Source organism: Aeromonas salmonicida (assembly GCF_028355655.1).
Taxonomy (GTDB): domain Bacteria; phylum Pseudomonadota; class Gammaproteobacteria; order Enterobacterales; family Aeromonadaceae; genus Aeromonas; species Aeromonas salmonicida.
Genome location: NZ_CP110645.1, coordinates 929,281 through 949,246, shown reverse-complemented (window position 1 = coordinate 949,246; position 19,966 = coordinate 929,281). Strand labels below are relative to the sequence as shown.

Below are 19,966 nucleotides of genomic sequence, written 5' to 3'. Positions count from 1 at the left end.
AACGCTGACGCCAACTGTGTGATACCGCACGATTTTATCCTTCTTAGCGGCAAAAATACCAATTAAGGGCTAGTCAAGCGATGTAACCATAAATGGCCATAAAGTGACAAACACTGCCACCCAGCACGAACAGATGCCAGATGGCGTGGTTGTAAGGAATGCGCTTGGCCACGTAGAAGATGACCCCCAGGCTGTAGATGAGACCACCGAGCCCGAGCAGCAACAAGCCCTCGCCCTCCAGATGGAGGTAAAGCTGATAGATGACCACCAGCGACAACCAGCCCAGCATCAGGTAGGTAAACAGCGACAATTTTTCGAATCGGTGGATGAAAAACAGCTTGAACACCACCCCCGCCAGTGCAAGTCCCCAGATCACCACCATCAGCCCCTGCGCCAGCGGGGTATCGAGCGCCACCAGCAGGAAAGGGGTATAAGTGCCAGCGATCAGCAGATAAATGGCGCAGTGATCAAACACCTTGCACCAACGTCTGGCACTTCCCTCCGCCATGCTGTGATAGAGGGTCGAGGCAAGATAGAGCAACACCAGGCTGCCGCCATAGAGGCTATAGCTGATAAGCGCCTGGGTGCCCTGCCCCCAACCCTTGTTCAACAGCAGGATCAAGCCCAGGATCCCGAACACCAGCCCCAAGCCGTGGCTGAGGCGATTGGCCAACTCCTCGCGGGGAGAATAATCCGTCACACTGCTCATAACATACTCCTGCCCAAACTGGGCTCACTCTAGCCGTCGTCATTTCAGAGTACAAGTGTTAGCTTAAATGAAACCTCATCTGATTGGGCTCATCCCCATGATGCGCTCATGGCTGTCACCCGTTTACCTTTGGTGTATGCTCTGCGGCCGATGCCCACGTCGCTGTCGCTGCCACGGTTGCTCACCTCCCGGTGATACCCTGGCAACCTGGTCTGGAGAACCTGATGAAGTTGACTGAACTGTTTGCACTACCGGATCCGGCCTTCGGTCAGGCCATGACGGCCCTGCTGGAGACCTTCCATCACTCGGATGACAGTCAGGCCCCCTACCAGCACGATCACTTCACCCACCAGCTCGATAAATCCCGGATGCCCACTGTCGGCATCTCGATGGATGACTATCTGGCGCGACTGGCAACCCTGGTGCCAGGGGCCTCCCATCTAACCTCCCCACGCTACATGGGGCACATGACGGCGCCACTGCCCGCCTTCACCGCCGAGTTGTCGCGCCTGCTGGTGATGCTCAACCAGAATCCGATGAAAATGGAGTCCTCCCGCCTGCTCAGCTTTCTGGAGCGAGAGGTGCTGGCCAAGCTGCACCGTCTCATCTATCGCGCCGATGATGCTTTTTATAGCGAGCAGATGCATGCCAAGGATGCCGCCCTCGGCGTCATGACCAGCGGCGGCACCATCGCCAACGTCACCGCCCTCTGGCTGGCCCGCAACCGCGCCTGCGGTGACAATCTGTTCGCCCTCTACGAGCAGGGCTATCGCGGCGCAGTGATCCTGGGATCCCGGCTGATGCACTACTCCTTCGACAAGGGGATGGATCTGCTGGGGCTGGGTGCGCACAGTCTCTGGCGGCTCGCGACCGACGACCAGAACCGGCTCGACATGGCCGAGCTGGAGCTGGCACTCATCCAGTGCAAGGAGCAGAAACTCAAGGTGCTGGCGCTGGTCGGGGTAGCCGGCAGTACCGATTTTGGCTCCATCGATCCCCTGCCCGAGCTGGCGGCCATTGCGGCCCGCGAGCAGATCCACTTCCACGTGGATGCCGCCTGGGGCGGCCCGACCCTGTTCTCCCCCCGCTATCAGGGGCTGCTTGCAGGAATTGAACTGGCCGATACAGTGACCCTGGATGGTCACAAGCAACTGCTGGTACCGCTCGGTACCGGCATGCTGCTCTGCCGCCAGCCGGATCTCATGATGACAGTCAAGCGAGAAGCACCCTACGCCATCCGTGCCAGCTCCTTTGATCAGGGCCGCTTTACCCTGGAAGGCACCCGTCCCGCCAATGCCCTCTATCTGGACGCGGCCTTCCAGCTGTTTGGCCAGCAGGGTTACGCCCGGCTTATCGAGGCCAACTACGACAGAGCCAGATTGATGGCGGATCTCATCAACAAGGATCCCGCCTTCGAGCTGATGTCGGCCCCGGTGATGAACCTGCTCTCCTACCGCTGCATTCCGCCCCATCTACAGGGCAAAGCGCTCGATGAGGCGGCCAACGACCAGATCAACCAGTTCAACGTCGCCCTGCAAAAAGCCCAGCGGGCCGAGGGGCACAGCTTTGTCTCCCGCACCCAGCGAGCGGTAGTCCGCTATGGTGCCCAGCCGCTCACCCTGCTGCGCGCCGTATTGCTCAATCCGCTGATTGAGGAACGCCATATTCGCGAGCTGCTGGCAGACCAACAACGCCTCGGCGCCGACATTGCCCGGCAGTTATTCGGCCAGGCAAGCGGCAAGGAACTGGACGCCAAATGAGCGGTCTTATTCATTTGCCGTTGTCTACCTTGCAGGTAGACTGGACAAAATTTTGAGGTCTATTTTTGAGGGCTATGAGCCAGACATGAAGCAATTTATTGAATTTATTCCACTTATCGTTTTCTTCGCGGTCTACAAGTTCTACGACATCTACACGGCTACCGGCGCTCTTGTCGTCGTGACCGGTCTGCAACTCATCTATAGCTGGGTGCGTTACCGCAAAGTCGAGAAGATGCAGCTCTTTACCTTCCTCTTGGTCGGCTTCTTCGGCGGCCTCACCGTCTTCTTCCATGACGACGCCTTCATCAAGTGGAAAGTCACCGTCATCAACATCTTGTTCGCACTGGGCCTGCTCATCAGCCGCTACGGCTTTGGCAAAAACCTCATCAAGCAGATGCTGGCCAAGGAGCTGCAAGCCCCCGATGCCATCTGGGATAGAGTCAATCTTGCCTGGGTTGGCTTCTTTACCGTCTGCGGCCTGCTCAACCTCTATGTGGCCTTCAACCTGCCGCAAGAGATGTGGGTCAATTTCAAAGTGTTCGGTTTGCTCGGCATGACGCTGGTGTTTACGCTGCTGAGCGGTGTCTACCTTTACCGCCACCTGCCGGCCGAGCAGAAAGGCGAACTGAAAAAATAATTGCCATCAAGAAGAAGGATTGTCTCATGTGGTATCTCATCTACTCCGAGGATGTTCCCAACAGCCTGCCCCTGCGCAAACAGGTCCGTCCTGCCCACCTGGCCCGCCTGCAGGCGCTGCAGGATGAGGGACGACTGCTGACTGCAGGTCCCAACCCGACCATAGATGCCGACGATCCGGCCGATGCGGGTTTCTCCGGCAGTACCGTCATCGCTGAATTTGCCAGCCAAGCCGATGCCAAGGCCTGGGCAGATGACGATCCCTATGTGGCAGCCGGTGTCTATGCCAAGGTCACCATCAAGCCCTACAAAAAGGTGTTTTGAGCTCAGGTGGTGGGCGAAAATGCAAAAGGCCGGACACTATCCGGCCTTTTCACATCTGTGCTGCCCTTGTTTAAAGGTCGCTCAGGCCCGCGCGACAAACCAGGGGTTGAGAATATCTGGCTTGTTGTAGGCAAGGGGTGATCCATCGAGTCGGGTCACGCTGCCCCCGGCCCCTTCCAGCACGGCCTGCGCCGCTGCCGTATCCCACTCGCAAGTAGGTGCGAGGCGTGGATAGAGCTCGGCCCCCCCTTCGGCAATGATGCAGAACTTGAGAGAGCTGCCCATGGAAACCAGCTCAATCTCGCCCCGCTCTATGTCACCAAAGCGCGCCAGGTAATCGAGGGTCTCCCGGGACAGGTGGTTACGACTGCCCACCACCCGCCATGGCGACCCTTCCTGATGAGGCAAGGTCTGGATGGCTTCACGTTTGCCATCGGCCACACGCCAGGCTCCCATCCCCTTGCCGCCATACCAAAGCCGGTCCAGCACGGGGGCATAGACCAGACCCCACAGCGGCTTGCCATCCTCGATCAGCGCGATATTGACGGTGAACTCGCCGTTGCGGGAGACAAACTCCTTGGTGCCGTCCAGCGGATCCACCAGCCAGTAACGGGACCAGCCATGGCGCAACCCCATCACCTCTGGGCCGGACTCCTCCGAGAGCACGGGAATATCGGGGGTAAGCCCTGCCAACGCCTGCACTATCACCTCATGCGCCCCCTTGTCGGCGGCGGTCAGCGGGCTTTCGTCCCCCTTGTACTCCACCGTAAAGGGCTGGCTGTAGATGGCCATGATGATGTCACCGGCAGCACGGGCGATGGGCTCCAGCTCGGAAATTGCAGGGAAAAACATAGAAAAGACATCCTGGTCAAATGGTTAACACAGTGTACCTATTTTGGATTGGCATGGCTTATAGCTGATTTAGCTGAGTTATTACCTGTCACTTCTGACAGACAAAAAGTGGCGCGACTCGGCTAATTCTCAATAGTCATTCGACGCAACATAAGGACATGAAGCAATGAACTACAAGACCCTGACCGCCACCCTGCTGCTGAGCTGCCTGCCCCTGTTGAGCCAGCCTTTGCTGGCCGCCGACAAGCCGGCTGCCAAGCCAGCCACCACGGTCACCACCGCCAAGGAGAGTGGTAAGGTGAACCTGAATACGGCCAGTATCAATGAGTTAACTGCCCTCAAGGGGATCGGGGAGAAGAAGGCGCAGGCCATCGTCGATTTTCGTGAGAAGCAGGGCAAGTTCACCACGGTTGAACAACTGGCGGATGTCAGCGGCATAGGGCCGGCAACCCTGGAAGCAAATCGGGACATGATCATCGTCAAATAGCCGGTTTGGACCTCTTCCATCATGAGGGCAGCCTGTGGCTGCCCTATTTTTCTTCGGGTATCATGGGGCCACTTTGTATCTCTGGACTCTCTCCATGAAAAAGACACAGCTCGTTGTACGCAAGGCCGTTCTTCCCGTTGCCGGTTTGGGCACCCGTATGCTGCCTGCCACCAAGGCCATCCCCAAAGAGATGCTGCCCGTGGTCGACAAACCGCTGATCCAGTATGTGGTGCGTGAAGCCATCGCTGCCGGCATCAAGGAGATCATCCTGGTGACCCACTCGAGCAAGAACTCCATCGAGAACCACTTCGACAAGAGCTTCGAACTGGAAGCCACCCTGGAGAAGCGGGTCAAGCGGCAGCTGCTGGAGGAGGTGCAACACATCTGCCCCAAAGATGTCACCATCATGCATGTGCGCCAGGGCGAGGCCAAAGGTCTGGGTCATGCCATCTTGTGTGCCCGTCCGCTGATCGGCGACAACCCCTTCGCCGTGCTGCTGCCGGACGTGCTGATCGATGACATGGCCAGCAACCTCAAGCGCGATAACCTGGCCGAAATGGTACACATGTTCGAAGGGGATCAGATCAGCCAGATCATGGTGGAAGCGGTTCCCGACAGCGAAGTGGACAAGTACGGTATCGCCGACATCAAGGGCGAAGCCCTGACCGAGGGCATGTCCCTGCCGATGCAGGCCATCGTCGAGAAGCCGCCCCGTGACGAAGCGCCTTCCAATCTGGCCGTGGTCGGCCGCTACGTGCTGTCAGCCAACATCTGGCCACTGCTGGAGCGCACCCCTGTCGGTGCAGGTGACGAGATCCAGCTGACCGACGCCATCGCCATGCTGATGGAACATGAGCAGGTCAACGCCTACTTCATGAAAGGACGCAGCCACGACTGCGGCAGCAAGATGGGTTTCATGAAAGCCAACGTGGAATACGCGGTACGCCATCCGGAACTGAACGGTGAATTCACCGCCTGGCTGAAGCAGTTTGTCAAACAGTTGTAAACGCTGAATATTTAACCTATCTACAGAATAAATAACTGGGCATCGTTCGATGCCCTTTTTCATTTTATAAACAATTATTCAACCATTGATAGATAAAATATCGCTAAATCATAATATTGTAATTTAATCACGCTTGTTCTATAAGGATTAAGGCTTGTTCCTAGCCCTTGCATAAAACTCCTAAAAAAATATAAGACACAGGTGGAAGTTCCAATGAATAATCCGTCCAAAGGGACCTTTTTAGGTCACCCTAAAGGGCTTTTTTTGCTCTTTAGTACCGAACTGTGGGAGAGATTCTCCTATTACGGCATGCGGGCCGTACTCGTTCTCTATCTGACAGACATGACTGCCAACGGCGGTATGGGCTGGACTCAGGCCGATGCCCTCAAGCTCTACGGCATCTATACCGGTCTGGTTTATATCACTCCCATCATAGGTGGCTGGCTGGCAGATACTTTCCTCGGCCAACGCCGCGCCATCCTGATCGGTGCCATCTTCATGGCAGCGGGTCAGTTCACTCTGGCCCTGCCGCATGCCATGTTCCCGGAGATGGTCAACAGCGTCTTTTACGCGGGTCTCGGCTTGCTGATCCTGGGTAACGGTCTGTTCAAGCCGAACATCTCCACCATGGTGGGTGACCTTTACAAGGAAGGTGACCACCGTCGTGACGGCGCCTTTACCATCTTCTACATGGGCATCAACCTGGGTTCCCTGCTGGCAGGCGTTATTTGTGGCGCCGCTGCCACTGCCTATGGCTGGCAAGCAGCCTTCGTCAGCGCCGGTATCGGCATGCTGCTCTCTCTGGTAGTGCAGGCCACCATGGCGCAACGCTTCCTCGGGGACATAGGTCGTGTACCGGCCGCCCAGCGCGCAGCCCAGCAACGTTCCAAAGAGCAGAAGGCGCCGCTGACCAAACAGGAAGTGGATCGCATCAAGGTGATCCTGGTGCTGGGTCTGTTCACCATCATCTTCTGGGCAGGCTTCGAGCAGGCCGGTGGTCTGATGAACCTGTACGCACAGGAATATACCAACCGCATGATCGGCAGCTTCGAAGTGCCGACCGCCTGGTTCCAGTCCTTGAACCCCTTCTTCATCATCACGCTGGCCCCCATAGTCGCAGCCATCTGGATCAAGCTCGGCAACAAAGAGCCGAACTCACCGGTGAAGTTCGCCATGGGCCTGCTGTTCCTGGCCGTGGGCTTCCTGTTCATGATCGGTGCCGTGCTGGAGCAGGGTGGCGATCAGAGCGTCAAGACCTCCATGTTCTGGCTGGTCGGCGCCTATCTGTTCCACACCCTGGGTGAGCTCTGCCTCTCCCCAATCGGTCTCTCCATGGTGACCAAGCTGGCCCCGCTGCGCCTGGCCTCCCTGATGATGGGTGCCTGGTTCGGCTTCGTTGCCCTGGCCAACTATATCGCCGGCTTCGTTGGCTCCTTCGTCGGTGAATCCGGTCCCATCGCCATCTTCGGCGGCATTGCCATCGCGGCCGTGATCAGTGCCCTGATCCTGTTGACCATGGCCAACCGCCTGGTCTACTGGATGCACGGCGCCGAAGGTCCGGCCAAAGAGCCCGAAGAGCACGACAAGAAACTGCAGTCCGCCACCGTCTAACCGGTCAGGATTGTAAAAGACAAACGGGGCGCCCACTGGGCGCCCCGTTTGTCTATGTCTGCCACAAACCAGCCATCAGTGATGGCGTACCTGCATATGGAGAGCACTGCCGCTATCGTTGTGAAACTGCAGATCAAAGGGGTCGTGCCAGCTGCGCTTGTGCAGTGCGTAGTGGCTGCTGCGCATCAGACCGAGCGGCAAACCGCCAGCTCGCATCAGCCAGTGTGGTGAGGTCAGCCCGGCATTGGCAAATACCAGCCCGTCCTCCTGATCAAACAGCAGAGCCGCCATGGCAAAGGAGTGACGCAGACCGGACTCGATAAGTTGCAGATTGAGGTAGTCGAGCAACCGGTGTGGCTGGGTCAGCAGCAGGCTCTCCTTGTGCTGGAACTGGCGATAGGGGGCATTCATCAGAGAACGCACCAGGGCGCCGCAGAAAGCCGCATCCACCCCGAGGATCGGCAGCTCCATCACCAGTACCAGCAGCTTGTCATCCACCTTGAAGGTATCCGGGATAAACAGGTTGCCCATCCCTTTGAAGGTGACTTGCCAGGGACCCCACTCCTGCAGTGATGGCGGCCTCAGCCAAGCCAGCAAGCGAGTGGCGGCTTTGTCGTGATCACGAAAGAAGTCGATGTGATCCATCAGTTCCAGCTGCTGCCCATGACCATAGTTGGCCGTCAAACACTGCTCTATGCTGTGGCGCACCAAACCGTAGTCAGATACCGGCTTGATGAGATAATCACGGGCACCGGCGCGCAGAGCACGCTCGACCGCCTCCATCTTGCTCTGGGCCGAGATGACGATGACGGGAATATGGGGATAGCGGGCAGAGAGACAGGCGATGACCTCATGCCCATCCATGTTGGGCATGTTCAGATCGCACAGCACCACATCGGGGTGATAAATCGCGGCGGCAGAGAGGCCTTCAATCCCGTCTTCGGCCTGAAATACGCACGCCCCGTCATGCTCGAGATAAGTTACCAGAGAGTGGCGAAAAACGGCTTCATCCTCCACCACCAAGATCCGTAATCCGGCTTTTGACATCTTGATAAAGCTCTTATTAGTCAATCAGTTATTTTAGCCTCAAGCCTAGACCATAACTGGCTGGCCTGACCAACATGATGCTTGAACAACGGCATTTTCCTACAGGTTCGATGACCAACTATCTGATAAAAGGTGGGTAATTCCAATCGATGAGCGCAGGCCCGGATTTTCCGGCTTGACGGTTTTCGCGCAAAAAAGAATTCACATGAAGCCTTTTCGTCCCGCTATTATTCCCACAGTAACGTCAGCGGGGAATGCTGAAAAATCCCGACCTGACCACTTCTGCGCTCGGCGCGAATTGTATGAGACCCCGCCATGGGGGATAATGCCTCCCACGCCAGCCCCTGAAGAACATCATGACACCAGCCGAATACAGCGCCCTCGCCCATCCCAGGTTGTCCCATCCGGCTCGCAGCCTCTATACCTTGCAGCTGCGCAGACTGGTGCTGGAAAATCAGCTGGCCCGTCTCAACTATCCCGAGCTTGGGCGCTCATTGGCAGTGGTTGATCCAAGCGATCCCAGCGGCTTCTGTTTTCAGGTCAACGCCCGCCAGCTGACCGAGCTGTTCGACGAGTTGATGGAGGCCGGCCTGCTGCAAGTCGAGGCGCAGGCTGACAGTGAGCACTACCATCAGTGTACGTTCCAGCTGCCGCTGCTGACCCAGAAGGTGCGCAGCCCGCTGCCGGAGCGCCCCTTCCAGATGCACCTGCAATGGCGACCGGATGAAGAGCTGCCCGCCCTCGCCCGCCTGTGCGGGGTGATCGATGCCAGCTACAACGAAGATGATCTGGGGGAGTTCATCGCCTACTGGCTGGGCCGCCCCGAGGTGTTCGACTCCCAGCATCAATGGATGCTCAAGTTCATTCGTGCTCTCAAGACCCGCCGCTACGTCCGTCGCCAACCCATGGAAGCGAAAGGCTACCAGCAGGTCACGTCAGCCCCGGCAGAGGCAGGACCGAGCAAGCGGGCACAGCAGATGATAGAAGAGGCCAAACGGCTGGCCCAAGTGCAGACCCAGGAACAGGCGCCACTGCAGGAGCCGGATAATGATTGATAGCGGCCCCTGCCTGCAGGCAAAATCAACCCCTTGCAAACCCATCCCTGACCCAGCAGAAGGAGCATTCCATGACTGACCCGCAAGATCCCCTGCGCCAGGAGCTGGAAGAGATTGAAGCCAAACGCCGGAAGATCGCCAAAGCCAAACAGGATCATCGTGTGCACGACACCGAGCTGAGCCAGCACGTGGGCGGCCTGCTTGAGCGCATTCGCCGTCTGCAGGCCCAGACCGGTGGCAGCCAGTACGACTACGAAACCCTGCGCAAGGAGTACGACGCCAAGGCCAACGCCGAGGTACGCGAACTGCAGAAGGCGGCTCGCCAGGAGCGGATCCAGAAGCTCATCGCCCAGGCGGATCTCAACCCGGACTGGGTATTCGAGAAGATGGATGCCACCGATCCGGCGCTGCAGTACCCCATGGAGACGGCCCGCTACTTCATCAGCGGTTTCGAGCACTGGGAGAAGAGCGGTGGCGGCTGCATGCTCATCTATGGCGACTATGGCACCGGCAAATCGACCCTGGCAGGCGCCGTGGCCCATGAACTGATCGCCCTGCACCAGAAATCGGTGATCTTTCAGCAGTGGGCCTCCATAGTGGATCGCCTCTTCTTCAACGTGATCCAGGATCAGGAGGAGCGCAATCAGTACCGCCGCGCTCTGGAAGAGGTCGACCTGCTGATCATCGACGAGGTGTCCGCCAATCGTGCCAAGATGGCGGAGAGTCAGTCCAGCTTCCTCGGCCACCTGCTACGTCGCCGGCGCAACCTCTCCAAAAGCGTCATCATCATCACCAACCACAGCCCCCAGAGCCTGCATCAGGCCATTGGTGATTTCAGCTTCGAGGCAATCAAGGCGTTCAACCCGGTGGATATCCAACTGAGCGGCCCCAGTCGTCGCCCCAACATAGGCCACTACAACGGCTGATCTCCACGCGAGCCCGTGCCAGCTGGCCGGGCTCGCAGTGCCTCCCTGCTTACCCGCCACCAAATAAAAACAACTCTCATTTACAGAGCAATGCCAACCCTCTAGGCTAACCCTTTCGCCAAAGGGAGCAGAACCATGCCAACCACACTTATCTTCGGAGCCAGCCGCGGGTTGGGCCGCGCCTTCACCCATTGTGCCTTGAGCCAGGGCCACAGGGTCGTGGCCCTGGTCCGTAACCCGGAGATGGCCGCAGAGCTGCGTACATTGGGGGTCGAGGTCGTTGAGGGTGACGCCCTCGACCAGGAGGCCGTGGCGCAAGCTTGCAGGCTGGCTGGCCACAAAGCCGGAGTGGTCTCGACCCTCGGCAGTTTCCGCCAACCGGAACCCGTCGACTATTTGGGTAATCGCCATGTGATCGACGAGATGGAACAAGCCGGGCTGACACGCCTGCTGATGGTCACCTCGCTCGGTTGCGGCGACAGCTGGCAATACCTGCCAGAGCGGGCGCGGGCTGCCTTCGGTCATGAGGTGCGCTTGAAGAGTCTGGCCGAGAGCTGGCTGCAAAGCAGCACACTTAGCTGGACCATATTGCGCCCGGCGGGCTTGCAGGACGGTGACGCCACCGGACAGGCGGAACTGAGTCAGGGGAAAGAGATACACGGCCTGGTACGACGCCAGGATGTGGCCGCACAGGGATTGCGCCTGCTTGCCGACGAGACGACACAAGGGAATATCTACGCCATCAGTGACCCCACACTGCAACGCGGTTAATCCTGCCAGCCAATTAAAAAAAACGGTCAGCCTCAGCTGACCGTTTCCATATCGGGCAGGGTCAATTGACGGCAGGCACGGACCGCTGGCGCCATGCCAGCACCCAGCAAGCGAGGCCGCCGTTGAGCAATGCCAGTCCCCACAACTGCCACCAGTAGCGGGAAACCTGGTCAAAATCGGCGCCCATCTGGTTGAGACGCAAGAAGCCCTCGATGGCCGGAGTACTCGGCACCCACTGGGCCAGCCAGTTGAGCGGGGTCGGGATCAGCTCCAGCGGCCAGATGAAACCCGCCAGGAAGACCAGCGGCATGGAGGAGAGCAGCACCACCTGGGTTGGCAAATCCCGCCGTGTAAACAGGGCGCCCAGCAGCACCCCCAGCCAGGTAGTCGCCAGCAGGAACGGCAGGGTGAACAACCACAGCGCGGCCGGCTCTGCGGTACGCACTATGTTGTAGTGATCGAAGCAGAAGCCGAAAAAGTAGGCCACGGGCAGCACGAAGAGCCCGCCCACCACCAGGGTTCTGGCCAGCAACAGGGCCAGCACAGGGGCACTCTGCCAATAACCATGCTCACCGCGCCCACTGCGTTGATTCTGGGTCGCCCCCAGGATCCCAGTCCCCATCAGCAACACCTGGTGCAGGATCAGCACGAACACCGCCGGCACCACATAGTTCACATAACCCATGGTGGAATTGAAAACGGGCAGCACGTTGAGTGCCACTGCATTCCAGCCCGTGGCGGCCTGGGGCAAGGCCTCGCCATGGCTCAGCAGCCGGGCGACCTTCACCTGCGCAGCGAGCGAGCCACCGGCCAGGGCAAGGCCCTCGGCGATGGTGCCGTAAACCAGGAAGTAGGAGGCATCACCGGCGTAACCCAGAGTGACGCTCTTGCCCTGCATCAGATCCCGATAAAAATGGCGAGGGATGTGCAGGATACCGCGGCCCTTACCCGTCAGCAGCAGATGACGCGCCTCATCCAGACTGGCCGCCCGCGCCACCAGTTTCACCTGGGGGGTGGCATCGGCCATGAACTCCAGCTGGCGAGAGAGCTGACTGCCATCTTCGTTGACTACCACCACCGCCTCTTCCCGCGGCAACTGGTGCAGGTAAGGTTGCGGATAGAGGAAGGAGTAGAAGAGTACCCCGCCAAACAGGGTCAGCATGATGGCCCTGTCGGCCAGCAGGGTACGCAGCTCCAGCCGCAACAGATCCCAGAAACCTAGCATTGTTCCGGCTCCTTATCGGCTGTCTGACGAGCAAGATCGGCCTGTTGCTTGTAACGACGAACAACCAGTAACAACGGCAGTAGAAACAGCAGCAGGGCGCCGAACTGGGGCAAGGCGGCACCGAGCGGCTGACCGTAGTTGGTCTGCCCTATCTGCAGCTCCACATAGTGGGAGATGGGCAAGAGATTTCGCCAAAACTGGGCAAAATCGCCCATGGCACTGACCGGGAAAGTTACCCCCATAAAGGCAAATCCCGGCGCTGTATAGGCGCCCGCCAGCGACAAGGCGCGGGCCGGATCCCGGATCATCCCGTAAAAGAAGGCCCCCATGCTGACGCAGGCCGCCGAGGCGAGCCCAAGTCCCAGTGTCAGCACCAGCCAGCTGCCTTGCATGGGATAACCAAACGCCTTGAACAGCAGCAGGCTCCACGCCAGGCCCCAAGCCCACCCAATCAATACATGAGGCAACAAAATGCGCCAGAGGCCGAACCAGACCCCTTGAGTAGTCCAGTCCAGTCCCAATCGATCAGTGCGAGCCAGGGCATTGATCCCGTAGAGCACAACCAGGATCTGCCATACCGCAGGCAGCAGGGCGCTCAGCAGAAACTGGGCATAGCTGGAGTTGATGTTGTAAAGCGCCGTCACCTGGCTGCTGATAGGCACGGATTGCCCCACGGCGCCGGACAGTGCCTTGCCATCGGCCATGGCTGCGAGCACGCCTACCTGACCATTGAGAGTGCCGACCACTTGAGCCAGCGCCGAGTTGACCAACTTGGCAATCAGGATGAACTGGCCATTGTTGAACACTGTCACCTGGGGCTGGGTCCCCTGGCGGGCATCCCGATCCAGATGATGAGGGATCACCACCAGGGCGTAGATCTCCCCCCCTCGCAGGGCGCGGGCCCCCTCATCGATGGAATCAAACTGACCCGTGAGGCGCAGGCCGGCGGAACCATCCAGCGAAAATGCCAGCTGACGGGAGAGAACACTCCGATCCAGATCCACCAGACCAACCTTGAGATCCCGCGCCAACCCGGCCGAGAAGATCCAGCAGAGGATACCCATCAGCAAGAGGGGAACCCAGCTCATCAGGGCACGACCGAAGGGGTCCTGCCACAATCGCCGCCATTCATGTCTCATCAGAGTTCGACCAGCACACTCATGCCGACCCGCAGACCGTCAACCGGCTGCAAGGGGCGCGCTTCCACCTGGAAGCTCTTCATGTCGAAGCCCTGACGGGTATCGGTGGCACGCCAGGTGGCAAAATCACCCATCACGGCCACATGGGTGACCTTGAAGCGGACCGTCTGCTCACCCAGACCAGGAATGGTGGCGTCAAACTCGGTACCCAACGCAAAACGGGGCAGCAAGTCTTCACGCACATGGAACTGGGCCCAAGCATCGCCCATGTCGAGCAGCGTCACCACAGGGAATCCCTGTGGCGCCAGCTCGCCACTGCGTAACAACACCTGTGACACTTCTCCTGAGTGGGGGCTGGCGATGCGGGTATCGGCCAGATAAGCCTCCACTTCCGCCACCGAGCCTGCCGCCATATTGGCCTGCTCACGGGCCGCCACCTTGGTCTCTTCCCGCGCCCCTTCCAGGGTCATTTGATATTGCTGCCAGGCCATGCCTTCGCTGTACTTGGCCGCCTGCCAGGCAGTCCAGGCCTCATCGCGCTTTTGCAGCGGCATGACCCCATCACGGTGCAGACTGGCGATACGCTCGTAAGTCTTGCCACGCAGCTGGGCGGCCGCCTTGGCTTTTTGCCACTGATCCTTGGCCGCAGCGATTTGCTGGGCACGCGCCCCTTTCTCGGCTTCTTCGGCCATGGCCCCGGCCGCAGCCTGACCCGCCTTGGCCTGGCTCAGCTTGGCCTCAATCTCGGGGCTGGCCAGGGTGAATACCAGCTGATCCTTGGCTAGCACGTCACCCTTCTTCACCAGCACCTCGTCGATCCGGCCCGCCACCTTGGAAGAAACCGAATACTGCTGCGCCTCTATCTGGCCCTGCAAGCGAACCGGCTCAGGCTGATAGGCAAGCCAGAAGCGCCAGCCCAGCCAGAGAGCGAGCAACACCAATACCAGTGGCAACAACAGCGGCTTGCCCTGGCTCATCTTCTTCTTGATGGGAGAATGACTCATGAATTCACCTTTATTGCCTGACCATGCTGATATTGATTGAAACTGTTCATCTGACCGGAGAGTGCCAACAGGCGAGCCAGCGAAATCACATATTGATAGGCAGCGGCGGCGCGTTGGGTCTTGACCCCCGCCAGCTGGTTACGGGCATCGACCACATCCAGCGACGTGGACAGCCCCTGACCGAATGCCTTGTCCCGCAGCAGTACGTTCTCCTCGGCCAGGGCCTGGGAAGAGGAGAGTGCCTGATACTCCTCCAGCCCCTGCGCCGCCTCGCGCCAGGTCTTCTCGACCAGCAACTCCAGATCCTGGCGGGTTTTGGCCTGCAGCAGATTGACCTGCAGCTCGGCGCTCTTGGCCGCCTGCACCGTTTCAGAGCGACCATCCCGACTTACCAGCGGCATACTGACCCCGACGCCAACCAGCCAGTCAGGCGTGGTTTTAGAGGCCAGCGAGTCATCTTCATAGAGGTTGTAGTTACCGAACAGGAACAACTCGGGGGCATATTTGCCCTTCTCAAGCTTGATCAGACCCTGCGCCTGCTCTTTCTTGGCAGCCAGCAGCCTGAGGCCGGGGTGGACCGCCAGGGTCTCCTGTACGAAGGCATCCAGTTGCGGCATGCCCTCATTGATGAAGAGCTGGGTGTTGGGCTCGGCCTGCTTGAGCTTGAGCATGTGGCCCAGCGCCAGCTGAGCTATCTCCAGAGTGCGGCGGGATTTCTGGGTATCTATGCGCGCCCTGTCATAGGCGGATTGGGCAGAGAGACGCTCGACCTTGGCGATCTGGCCCTGGGCTTCGAGTTTCTTGGCATGATCCAGATGATGGGCCAGCCCCTGCTCTATCTCCTGCTTGGTCTGCACCACCTGCGCGGCCAGCACTACGCCGAAATAGGTCTGGGAGAGGCTCTCGAAGGTGGATTGCTGCTTGAGCACCAGCAGCTGCTGCGCTTCGCTCACCTGAGCCTGACGGATATCCTGCGCCGCATCGATGCGACCACCGGTAAACAGTGGCCACAGCATCTTGACCGAACTGGTCACCACATTCTGCTTGGTCAGGGGAGTCACGAAATCACTGGCGGAGAGATTGAGCGCCTGCATGACAGGGGCCAGCACCTTGCCAAATTCCGGATGGCTGGCGATAGGATTGAGATCCATCATGTCGAGCTCCATCGGCTGATCGAGGTGGGTATAGCTGGCCCCCACATCCACCTTGGGCAGATACATGGCCTTGGCAGCCTCGCGCAGTTGCTTGGCTCTATCCACACCGGCCTGTTCTGCCGCCAGTCCGTCATCCTGCTGGATAACCCGACTCCAGGCTTCGCTGAAACTGACCGTCTGTGCCTGGGCTGAGCCCAGCATGGCCCCAAGCAGGCATGGGCAGAGAGATTTGATGAACCTTGACGTCATACATCCCCAATCTGTTTGTAATGAAATTGTTTGGAGCCTTTGCTCGATTCAAGGCCGGTATAATAGCGCAAACCAGTACAAGAGGGGGACAGCCAAATCGTCGAGCCACCCACTCATTTGACCCCGCAGATCCACCCCGACAATATGCCTGATTTTCAAGCACTCCTGAATTTGCAAGCCTTGGCGCGACGTTTTTTTCAGAAAAAAATGGCTGACGCTCAAATACTAACCTTTTCTCCTGACTAAAAAATGCGTAATATACGCCGCCCTAAGCCGATGGTAACCGTGGAATGCAGATAGGTCCCCACACGCTTGAAACACCCTTGATTGTGGCGCCCATGGCCGGTGTAACAGACCGACCATTTCGTGAACTTTGTTTACGATTGGGTGCCGGCATGGCCGTTTCCGAGATGCTGCTGGCCAACCCGGATGTCTGGGATACCCAGAAAACCAGGATGAGAATGGATCACTCTGCAGAAGGTGGCTTGCGATCGGTCCAGATTGCCGGAGCCGACCCAGAGATGATGGCGTTTGCCGCCCGCTACAACGTGGAGCAGGGCGCTCAGATCGTCGACATCAACATGGGTTGTCCAGCAAAAAAAGTGAACAAGAAGTTGGCAGGTTCCGCCCTGCTGCGCCATCCCGATCTGGTCAGAACTATCTGCCGGGCCGTAGTGGATGCAGTGGATGTGCCTGTTACCTTGAAGATCCGCACAGGATGGGATCCGGATAACCGCAATGGCGAGGAGATCGCCCGAATCGCCGAAGATTGCGGTATCGCGGCCCTCGCCGTGCATGGTCGTACCCGTGCCTGCCTCTACCGGGGTCACGCTGAGTACGACACGATTAAGGCGATTAAGCAGGCCGTATCGATTCCTGTTGTCGCCAATGGCGACATAGACAGCCCGGAGAAGGCCCGGTATGTCCTCGACTATACCGGCGTTGATGCCGTGATGATCGGCCGTGCAGCGCAAGGACGACCCTGGATTTTCCGGGAAATCCGTCATTTTCTTGAGACGGGCACCAAGCTGCCGCCTCCCGAAAGGGAAGAGGTTCGCACCCTGATGAACGAGCATGTAACCAACCTGCATCAGTTTTATGGTGCATATCTGGGAGCGCGCATTGCTCGTAAACACGTGGGCTGGTATCTGGATGAAGAAGAGACGGGCCGAGAATTCCGTAAGCACTTCAATGCCCTGGATTGTGCAGACGCACAACTAGAGGCACTCGAAGCGTATTTCGATGGATTAGGTTAACGCATAACTAAAGAGCCGACCGAATATGTTCGAACAAACCCTGACTTCTGATGCATTGGTAACAACTACTCACAATCACGCTGCCGAGCCGACCCAGCGCCCCCTGCGTGACTCTGTGCAACAGGCCCTGCGTAACTACCTGGCCCAGTTGAACGGTCAGGAAGTGATTGATCTGTACGATATGGTCCTCTCCGAAGTCGAAGCTCCCATGCTGGACGTGATCATGCAATATACCCGCGGTAACCAAACCCGCGCCGCTGTGATGATGGGCATCAACCGTGGCACCCTGCGCAAGAAACTCAAGCGCTACGGTATGAACTAAGCATAAGCAGATAAGCTATTTAAAACAAAGCACTTTCATAAAACTGGAAGTGCTTTTTTTCGTTTTGAACCCACATTTAAACCCACATCTTCCAAAGCAAGTTTCATTGTTGATAACGCAGGTCGTGCAGCCTGATGAACAATGTTGAACTACCTGCCCTATTACCACCCAATTAAAACGCTCTGTCCCAATTACGTGTTGAAAGGCTAATCTTGAAGTAGGCCATCACCTTGAGGGCTAACATCATGGATACCCCAGCCTTTCAACACCTGTTGTCCTCTTTCCCCAGTTAACCCTGCGCCAGCGCCGTGTTGCTCAACAGGAGCTCACAGCACCCCACACCATTACCTCACTCAATACCCAGTTACCTGCATGCAGTGGTTGCCCACATTGTCAGGCCGATGCCAATCAGCTGGCTCCCTGGGGATGGAGTCGCGGACTAAGTCGCTACCGTTGCAAACTGTGCCTGCGCACCAGCTCCATCCTCACCAAGACTCCACTGGCCAGATTACGAAAAGCCCAATGCTGGGAAGACTATGCGCAAGCCCTCATTGAAGGACTGACTATCCGCCAGGCAGCGTTGCGGAGTAAGCAAAAACACCGCTTTCCTCTGGCGTCACCGCTTCTTGCGTGCGATGGCCGCCCATCAAGCCCCCCGTGAAGAAGGCATCGTTGAGGTCGATGAGACCTTCTTCCTCGAATCGTTCAAGGGGCAACGGGGACTACCGCGTCCTGTACGGCATCGTGGTGGTAAAGGACGAACCCGTGGAACCGGACGGGATTATATTCCGGTTATGGTGGTACAAGACCGGGCTGGCCACCATGCAGATTTTCAGTTGGAAGAGATGAATGCCGAAAGAGCCATCGCGGTGTTGAAGCCCCTTCTCTCGCCGGATGCAGTGCTGTGTAGCGATGGCGCGGGTGTGTATGCCAGCTTCAGCAAAGTACAGGGCGTGACGCATCAAGTGGTGCGCAATCGTCAGGGTGAGCGAGTGGCCGGCGCATATCACATTCAACACGTGAACGGGTATCACCATCGGTTGCAAGAGTGGATGGTGCGCTTCCATGGCGTGGCGACGCACTACCTGAAGAACTATCTGGGGTGGCGCAGCATGCTGGAGCGTTACGGGAGGGGGGTGAATATCAAAGCGTGTTTGCATGAGGCGCTGGGACACCCCATGCAACACGTAATTGGGACATAGCCAATTAAAAGAGCCTCTTTCTGTTGTAAGTGCAAGTAAATCTACTCAACACTTAACTACTTTGACGACTCCATCGACAATCGGCAATCACTCTTCATACTCGTCGCGGGGTAAATCGCTAGGTAGACATAGCCATGGCTGCCGAGGGTATCGGCTTCGCAGATAAACCCACAGTGCTGGACGATAATACGGTGTTGGCGTTGGGCATCCAGTTCACCTGTCAGCAATTTTGCATCCAGTTCCTTGATGATGGCTGGGAAAGCTGCCTCCAGCAGGTCTATTGTCTCCTCTGCCCATTCGCCAACCAGTGAGGCCCGATCTGACAGAAAGTGAAACCGATGATGCTCCTAAATGAGACGAGCCCCAAAGCGTGGTGTAACGGTATGAGGCAAGCCCCACTGCGCAAAAATCCGGGTGGGCTGGTCTGGCGCAGTGGATTGTTGGTCATGGGTGTGGGTGGTTGTCATGGTCATGATTAGCGATACCTCAGTTGGATATCGATGCAGGTGCCTGGCACGTTGTGGCGCTGGCATAGCCTGGTCAGATGCTCAGGGAGGTCGGTCAGACTTACCAGCCGTCCCCGATAGAGGCGGGAGAGATTTATGTGGTTGGGATGGCTTACGGTGATGGTCACCTGATGCCCTGGTTGCCAGCGGCCAAATAGGCTGGCTTTCGCCTCTTTGATGGTGGTGACACCGGGAGCCGGTAACGTCTGCCGGTTGCGCAGATACAGTTTGTTGAGCTCGGGGGCATAGCAATGCACCTCGAGCCCGGTGATAAGGCGGGTCATGTTCGGTGACTCCAATGATGTCAAGGGCCAGCCTGTGAGGGCTGGCCCTTTATGCTGTTTGTGGCTAAGCGAGACGGTGTGTCTTCAACGAGCGCAGTCAGCGGTCTCATTGATCACAGGCTTGCAATTGAGCCTGTCCAGCAGGTGCAGTGAGCCGTATTGGGCCACCAGCCGGTCTATGGCCATCTGGGCGCAGGCCGTTCTGCTTGGCTTGTTCTCAGGTATTGCGTAACGAGCAGTGAGCCAGCCGCCGAGCAGCGCGATGCGGTAGCCACTCGGAATGTGGGTGAGCGAAGTGCCGATGCCCCTCCCGTGAATGAGGAAGGGCACGGCTTGGCCGCCGATGTCGATATCGATGCGTTGCCCCTTAAGCTCGAAGGTAGTGAGTTCCACGGTTTGTGGATGTTTGCCAGGCACTCTGATGGTGATGTGTTTGGCCAT

General features: G+C 58.1%; 21 protein-coding genes and 1 pseudogene. 12 read left to right on the top strand and 10 right to left on the bottom strand.

Annotated features, from left to right (window positions below; genetic code table 11):
* Positions 1-73 precede the first annotated feature (73 nt).
* Positions 74-709: a PAQR family membrane homeostasis protein TrhA gene (gene trhA, locus ONZ54_RS04775; protein WP_021140622.1), complete on the bottom strand. Its 636-nt coding sequence runs from the start codon at positions 707-709 to the stop codon at positions 74-76.
* A gap of 224 nt (positions 710-933) precedes the next feature.
* Here trhA and ONZ54_RS04770 point away from each other — a divergent pair, with 224 nt between their 5' ends.
* The 3 genes from ONZ54_RS04770 to ONZ54_RS04760 all read left to right on the top strand — a co-directional run bounded on the left by ONZ54_RS04770 (position 934) and on the right by ONZ54_RS04760 (position 3,429).
* Positions 934-2,469 carry a pyridoxal-dependent decarboxylase gene (locus tag ONZ54_RS04770; RefSeq protein WP_271787601.1) on the top strand — a complete coding sequence of 512 codons (1,536 nt, stop codon included), beginning with the start codon at positions 934-936 and terminating at the stop codon, positions 2,467-2,469.
* An 85-nt stretch (positions 2,470-2,554) separates the two neighbouring features.
* On the top strand, positions 2,555-3,106 hold the full coding sequence (locus ONZ54_RS04765; RefSeq protein ID WP_005318063.1) for a septation protein A: 552 nt from the start codon (positions 2,555-2,557) through the stop codon (positions 3,104-3,106).
* Between the two features lie 26 nt (positions 3,107-3,132).
* Entirely contained in the window at positions 3,133-3,429 is a 297-nt protein-coding gene (locus tag ONZ54_RS04760) for a YciI family protein (RefSeq protein ID WP_005318066.1), read from the top strand.
* 81 nt (positions 3,430-3,510) lie between these two features.
* Here ONZ54_RS04760 and cysQ read toward each other — a convergent pair whose 3' ends face one another.
* On the bottom strand, positions 3,511-4,281 hold the full coding sequence (cysQ, locus tag ONZ54_RS04755) for a 3'(2'),5'-bisphosphate nucleotidase CysQ (RefSeq protein ID WP_125602467.1): 771 nt from the start codon (positions 4,279-4,281) through the stop codon (positions 3,511-3,513).
* A gap of 166 nt (positions 4,282-4,447) precedes the next feature.
* On the opposite strand from cysQ, the gene ONZ54_RS04750 reads away from it, so the two are divergent.
* From ONZ54_RS04750 to ONZ54_RS04740, 3 genes are all read left to right on the top strand, one after another.
* Positions 4,448-4,768: a ComEA family DNA-binding protein gene (locus tag ONZ54_RS04750; RefSeq protein ID WP_021140625.1), complete on the top strand. Its 321-nt coding sequence runs from the start codon at positions 4,448-4,450 to the stop codon at positions 4,766-4,768.
* Positions 4,769-4,862: 94 nt separating this feature from the next.
* On the top strand, positions 4,863-5,774 hold the full coding sequence (gene galU / locus ONZ54_RS04745) for a UTP--glucose-1-phosphate uridylyltransferase GalU (RefSeq protein ID WP_005318075.1): 912 nt from the start codon (positions 4,863-4,865) through the stop codon (positions 5,772-5,774).
* Between the two features lie 213 nt (positions 5,775-5,987).
* Positions 5,988-7,385 (top strand): peptide MFS transporter, encoded by a 1,398-nt coding sequence (locus ONZ54_RS04740; RefSeq protein WP_169047469.1) that lies wholly within the window; start codon positions 5,988-5,990, stop codon positions 7,383-7,385.
* Between the two features lie 75 nt (positions 7,386-7,460).
* Here the strand turns inward: ONZ54_RS04740 and ONZ54_RS04735 are convergent, their stop codons facing one another.
* Positions 7,461-8,432: a response regulator gene (locus tag ONZ54_RS04735; RefSeq protein ID WP_271787600.1), complete on the bottom strand. Its 972-nt coding sequence runs from the start codon at positions 8,430-8,432 to the stop codon at positions 7,461-7,463.
* A 356-nt stretch (positions 8,433-8,788) separates the two neighbouring features.
* On the opposite strand from ONZ54_RS04735, the gene ONZ54_RS04730 reads away from it, so the two are divergent.
* The 3 genes from ONZ54_RS04730 to ONZ54_RS04720 all read left to right on the top strand — a co-directional run bounded on the left by ONZ54_RS04730 (position 8,789) and on the right by ONZ54_RS04720 (position 11,184).
* Positions 8,789-9,487, top strand: a complete 699-nt coding sequence (locus ONZ54_RS04730; RefSeq protein WP_271787599.1) for a DnaT-like ssDNA-binding domain-containing protein — start codon at positions 8,789-8,791, stop codon at positions 9,485-9,487.
* Positions 9,488-9,558: 71 nt separating this feature from the next.
* Complete coding sequence (locus ONZ54_RS04725; protein WP_021140633.1) at positions 9,559-10,413, top strand: DnaA ATPase domain-containing protein; 855 nt, start codon at positions 9,559-9,561, stop codon at positions 10,411-10,413.
* 135 nt (positions 10,414-10,548) lie between these two features.
* Positions 10,549-11,184, top strand: coding sequence for an SDR family oxidoreductase (locus ONZ54_RS04720; RefSeq protein ID WP_271787598.1), 636 nt, complete (start codon positions 10,549-10,551; stop codon positions 11,182-11,184).
* Positions 11,185-11,245: 61 nt separating this feature from the next.
* Here ONZ54_RS04720 and ONZ54_RS04715 read toward each other — a convergent pair whose 3' ends face one another.
* Genes ONZ54_RS04715 through ONZ54_RS04700 form a run of 4 tightly spaced genes read right to left on the bottom strand, consistent with a single transcriptional unit; the run spans position 11,246 to position 15,955 of the window.
* On the bottom strand, positions 11,246-12,409 hold the full coding sequence (locus ONZ54_RS04715) for an ABC transporter permease (RefSeq protein WP_271787597.1): 1,164 nt from the start codon (positions 12,407-12,409) through the stop codon (positions 11,246-11,248).
* A complete protein-coding gene (locus ONZ54_RS04710) occupies positions 12,403-13,548 on the bottom strand; it encodes an ABC transporter permease (protein WP_271787596.1) in 1,146 nt (381 codons plus the stop codon). The genes ONZ54_RS04715 and ONZ54_RS04710 overlap by 7 nt, the downstream gene beginning before the upstream one ends.
* Positions 13,548-14,552, bottom strand: a complete 1,005-nt coding sequence (locus ONZ54_RS04705; protein WP_087757248.1) for an HlyD family secretion protein — start codon at positions 14,550-14,552, stop codon at positions 13,548-13,550. Before ONZ54_RS04705 ends, ONZ54_RS04710 begins: the two co-directional genes overlap by 1 nt.
* Complete coding sequence (locus tag ONZ54_RS04700) at positions 14,549-15,955, bottom strand: TolC family protein (protein ID WP_271787595.1); 1,407 nt, start codon at positions 15,953-15,955, stop codon at positions 14,549-14,551. The genes ONZ54_RS04705 and ONZ54_RS04700 overlap by 4 nt, the downstream gene beginning before the upstream one ends.
* Before the next feature lie 290 nt (positions 15,956-16,245).
* Here ONZ54_RS04700 and dusB point away from each other — a divergent pair, with 290 nt between their 5' ends.
* The 3 genes and pseudogenes from dusB (at position 16,246) to ONZ54_RS04685 (ending at position 18,735) form a co-directional block, all read left to right on the top strand.
* Positions 16,246-17,211 carry a tRNA dihydrouridine synthase DusB gene (dusB, locus tag ONZ54_RS04695; protein WP_005318109.1) on the top strand — a complete coding sequence of 322 codons (966 nt, stop codon included), beginning with the start codon at positions 16,246-16,248 and terminating at the stop codon, positions 17,209-17,211.
* A gap of 25 nt (positions 17,212-17,236) precedes the next feature.
* Positions 17,237-17,533 carry a DNA-binding transcriptional regulator Fis gene (fis, locus tag ONZ54_RS04690; RefSeq protein WP_005309538.1) on the top strand — a complete coding sequence of 99 codons (297 nt, stop codon included), beginning with the start codon at positions 17,237-17,239 and terminating at the stop codon, positions 17,531-17,533.
* 245 nt (positions 17,534-17,778) lie between these two features.
* A pseudogene (locus tag ONZ54_RS04685) lies at positions 17,779-18,735 on the top strand (IS1595 family transposase).
* Between the two features lie 56 nt (positions 18,736-18,791).
* Here ONZ54_RS04685 and ONZ54_RS04680 read toward each other — a convergent pair.
* From ONZ54_RS04680 to ONZ54_RS04670, 3 genes are all read right to left on the bottom strand, one after another.
* Positions 18,792-19,043: a type IV toxin-antitoxin system YeeU family antitoxin gene (locus ONZ54_RS04680; RefSeq protein ID WP_334312731.1), complete on the bottom strand. Its 252-nt coding sequence runs from the start codon at positions 19,041-19,043 to the stop codon at positions 18,792-18,794.
* A 167-nt stretch (positions 19,044-19,210) separates the two neighbouring features.
* Positions 19,211-19,525, bottom strand: a complete 315-nt coding sequence (locus tag ONZ54_RS04675; protein ID WP_271787594.1) for a hypothetical protein — start codon at positions 19,523-19,525, stop codon at positions 19,211-19,213.
* A gap of 84 nt (positions 19,526-19,609) precedes the next feature.
* Positions 19,610-19,966, bottom strand: coding sequence for a hypothetical protein (locus ONZ54_RS04670; RefSeq protein ID WP_271787593.1), 357 nt, complete (start codon positions 19,964-19,966; stop codon positions 19,610-19,612).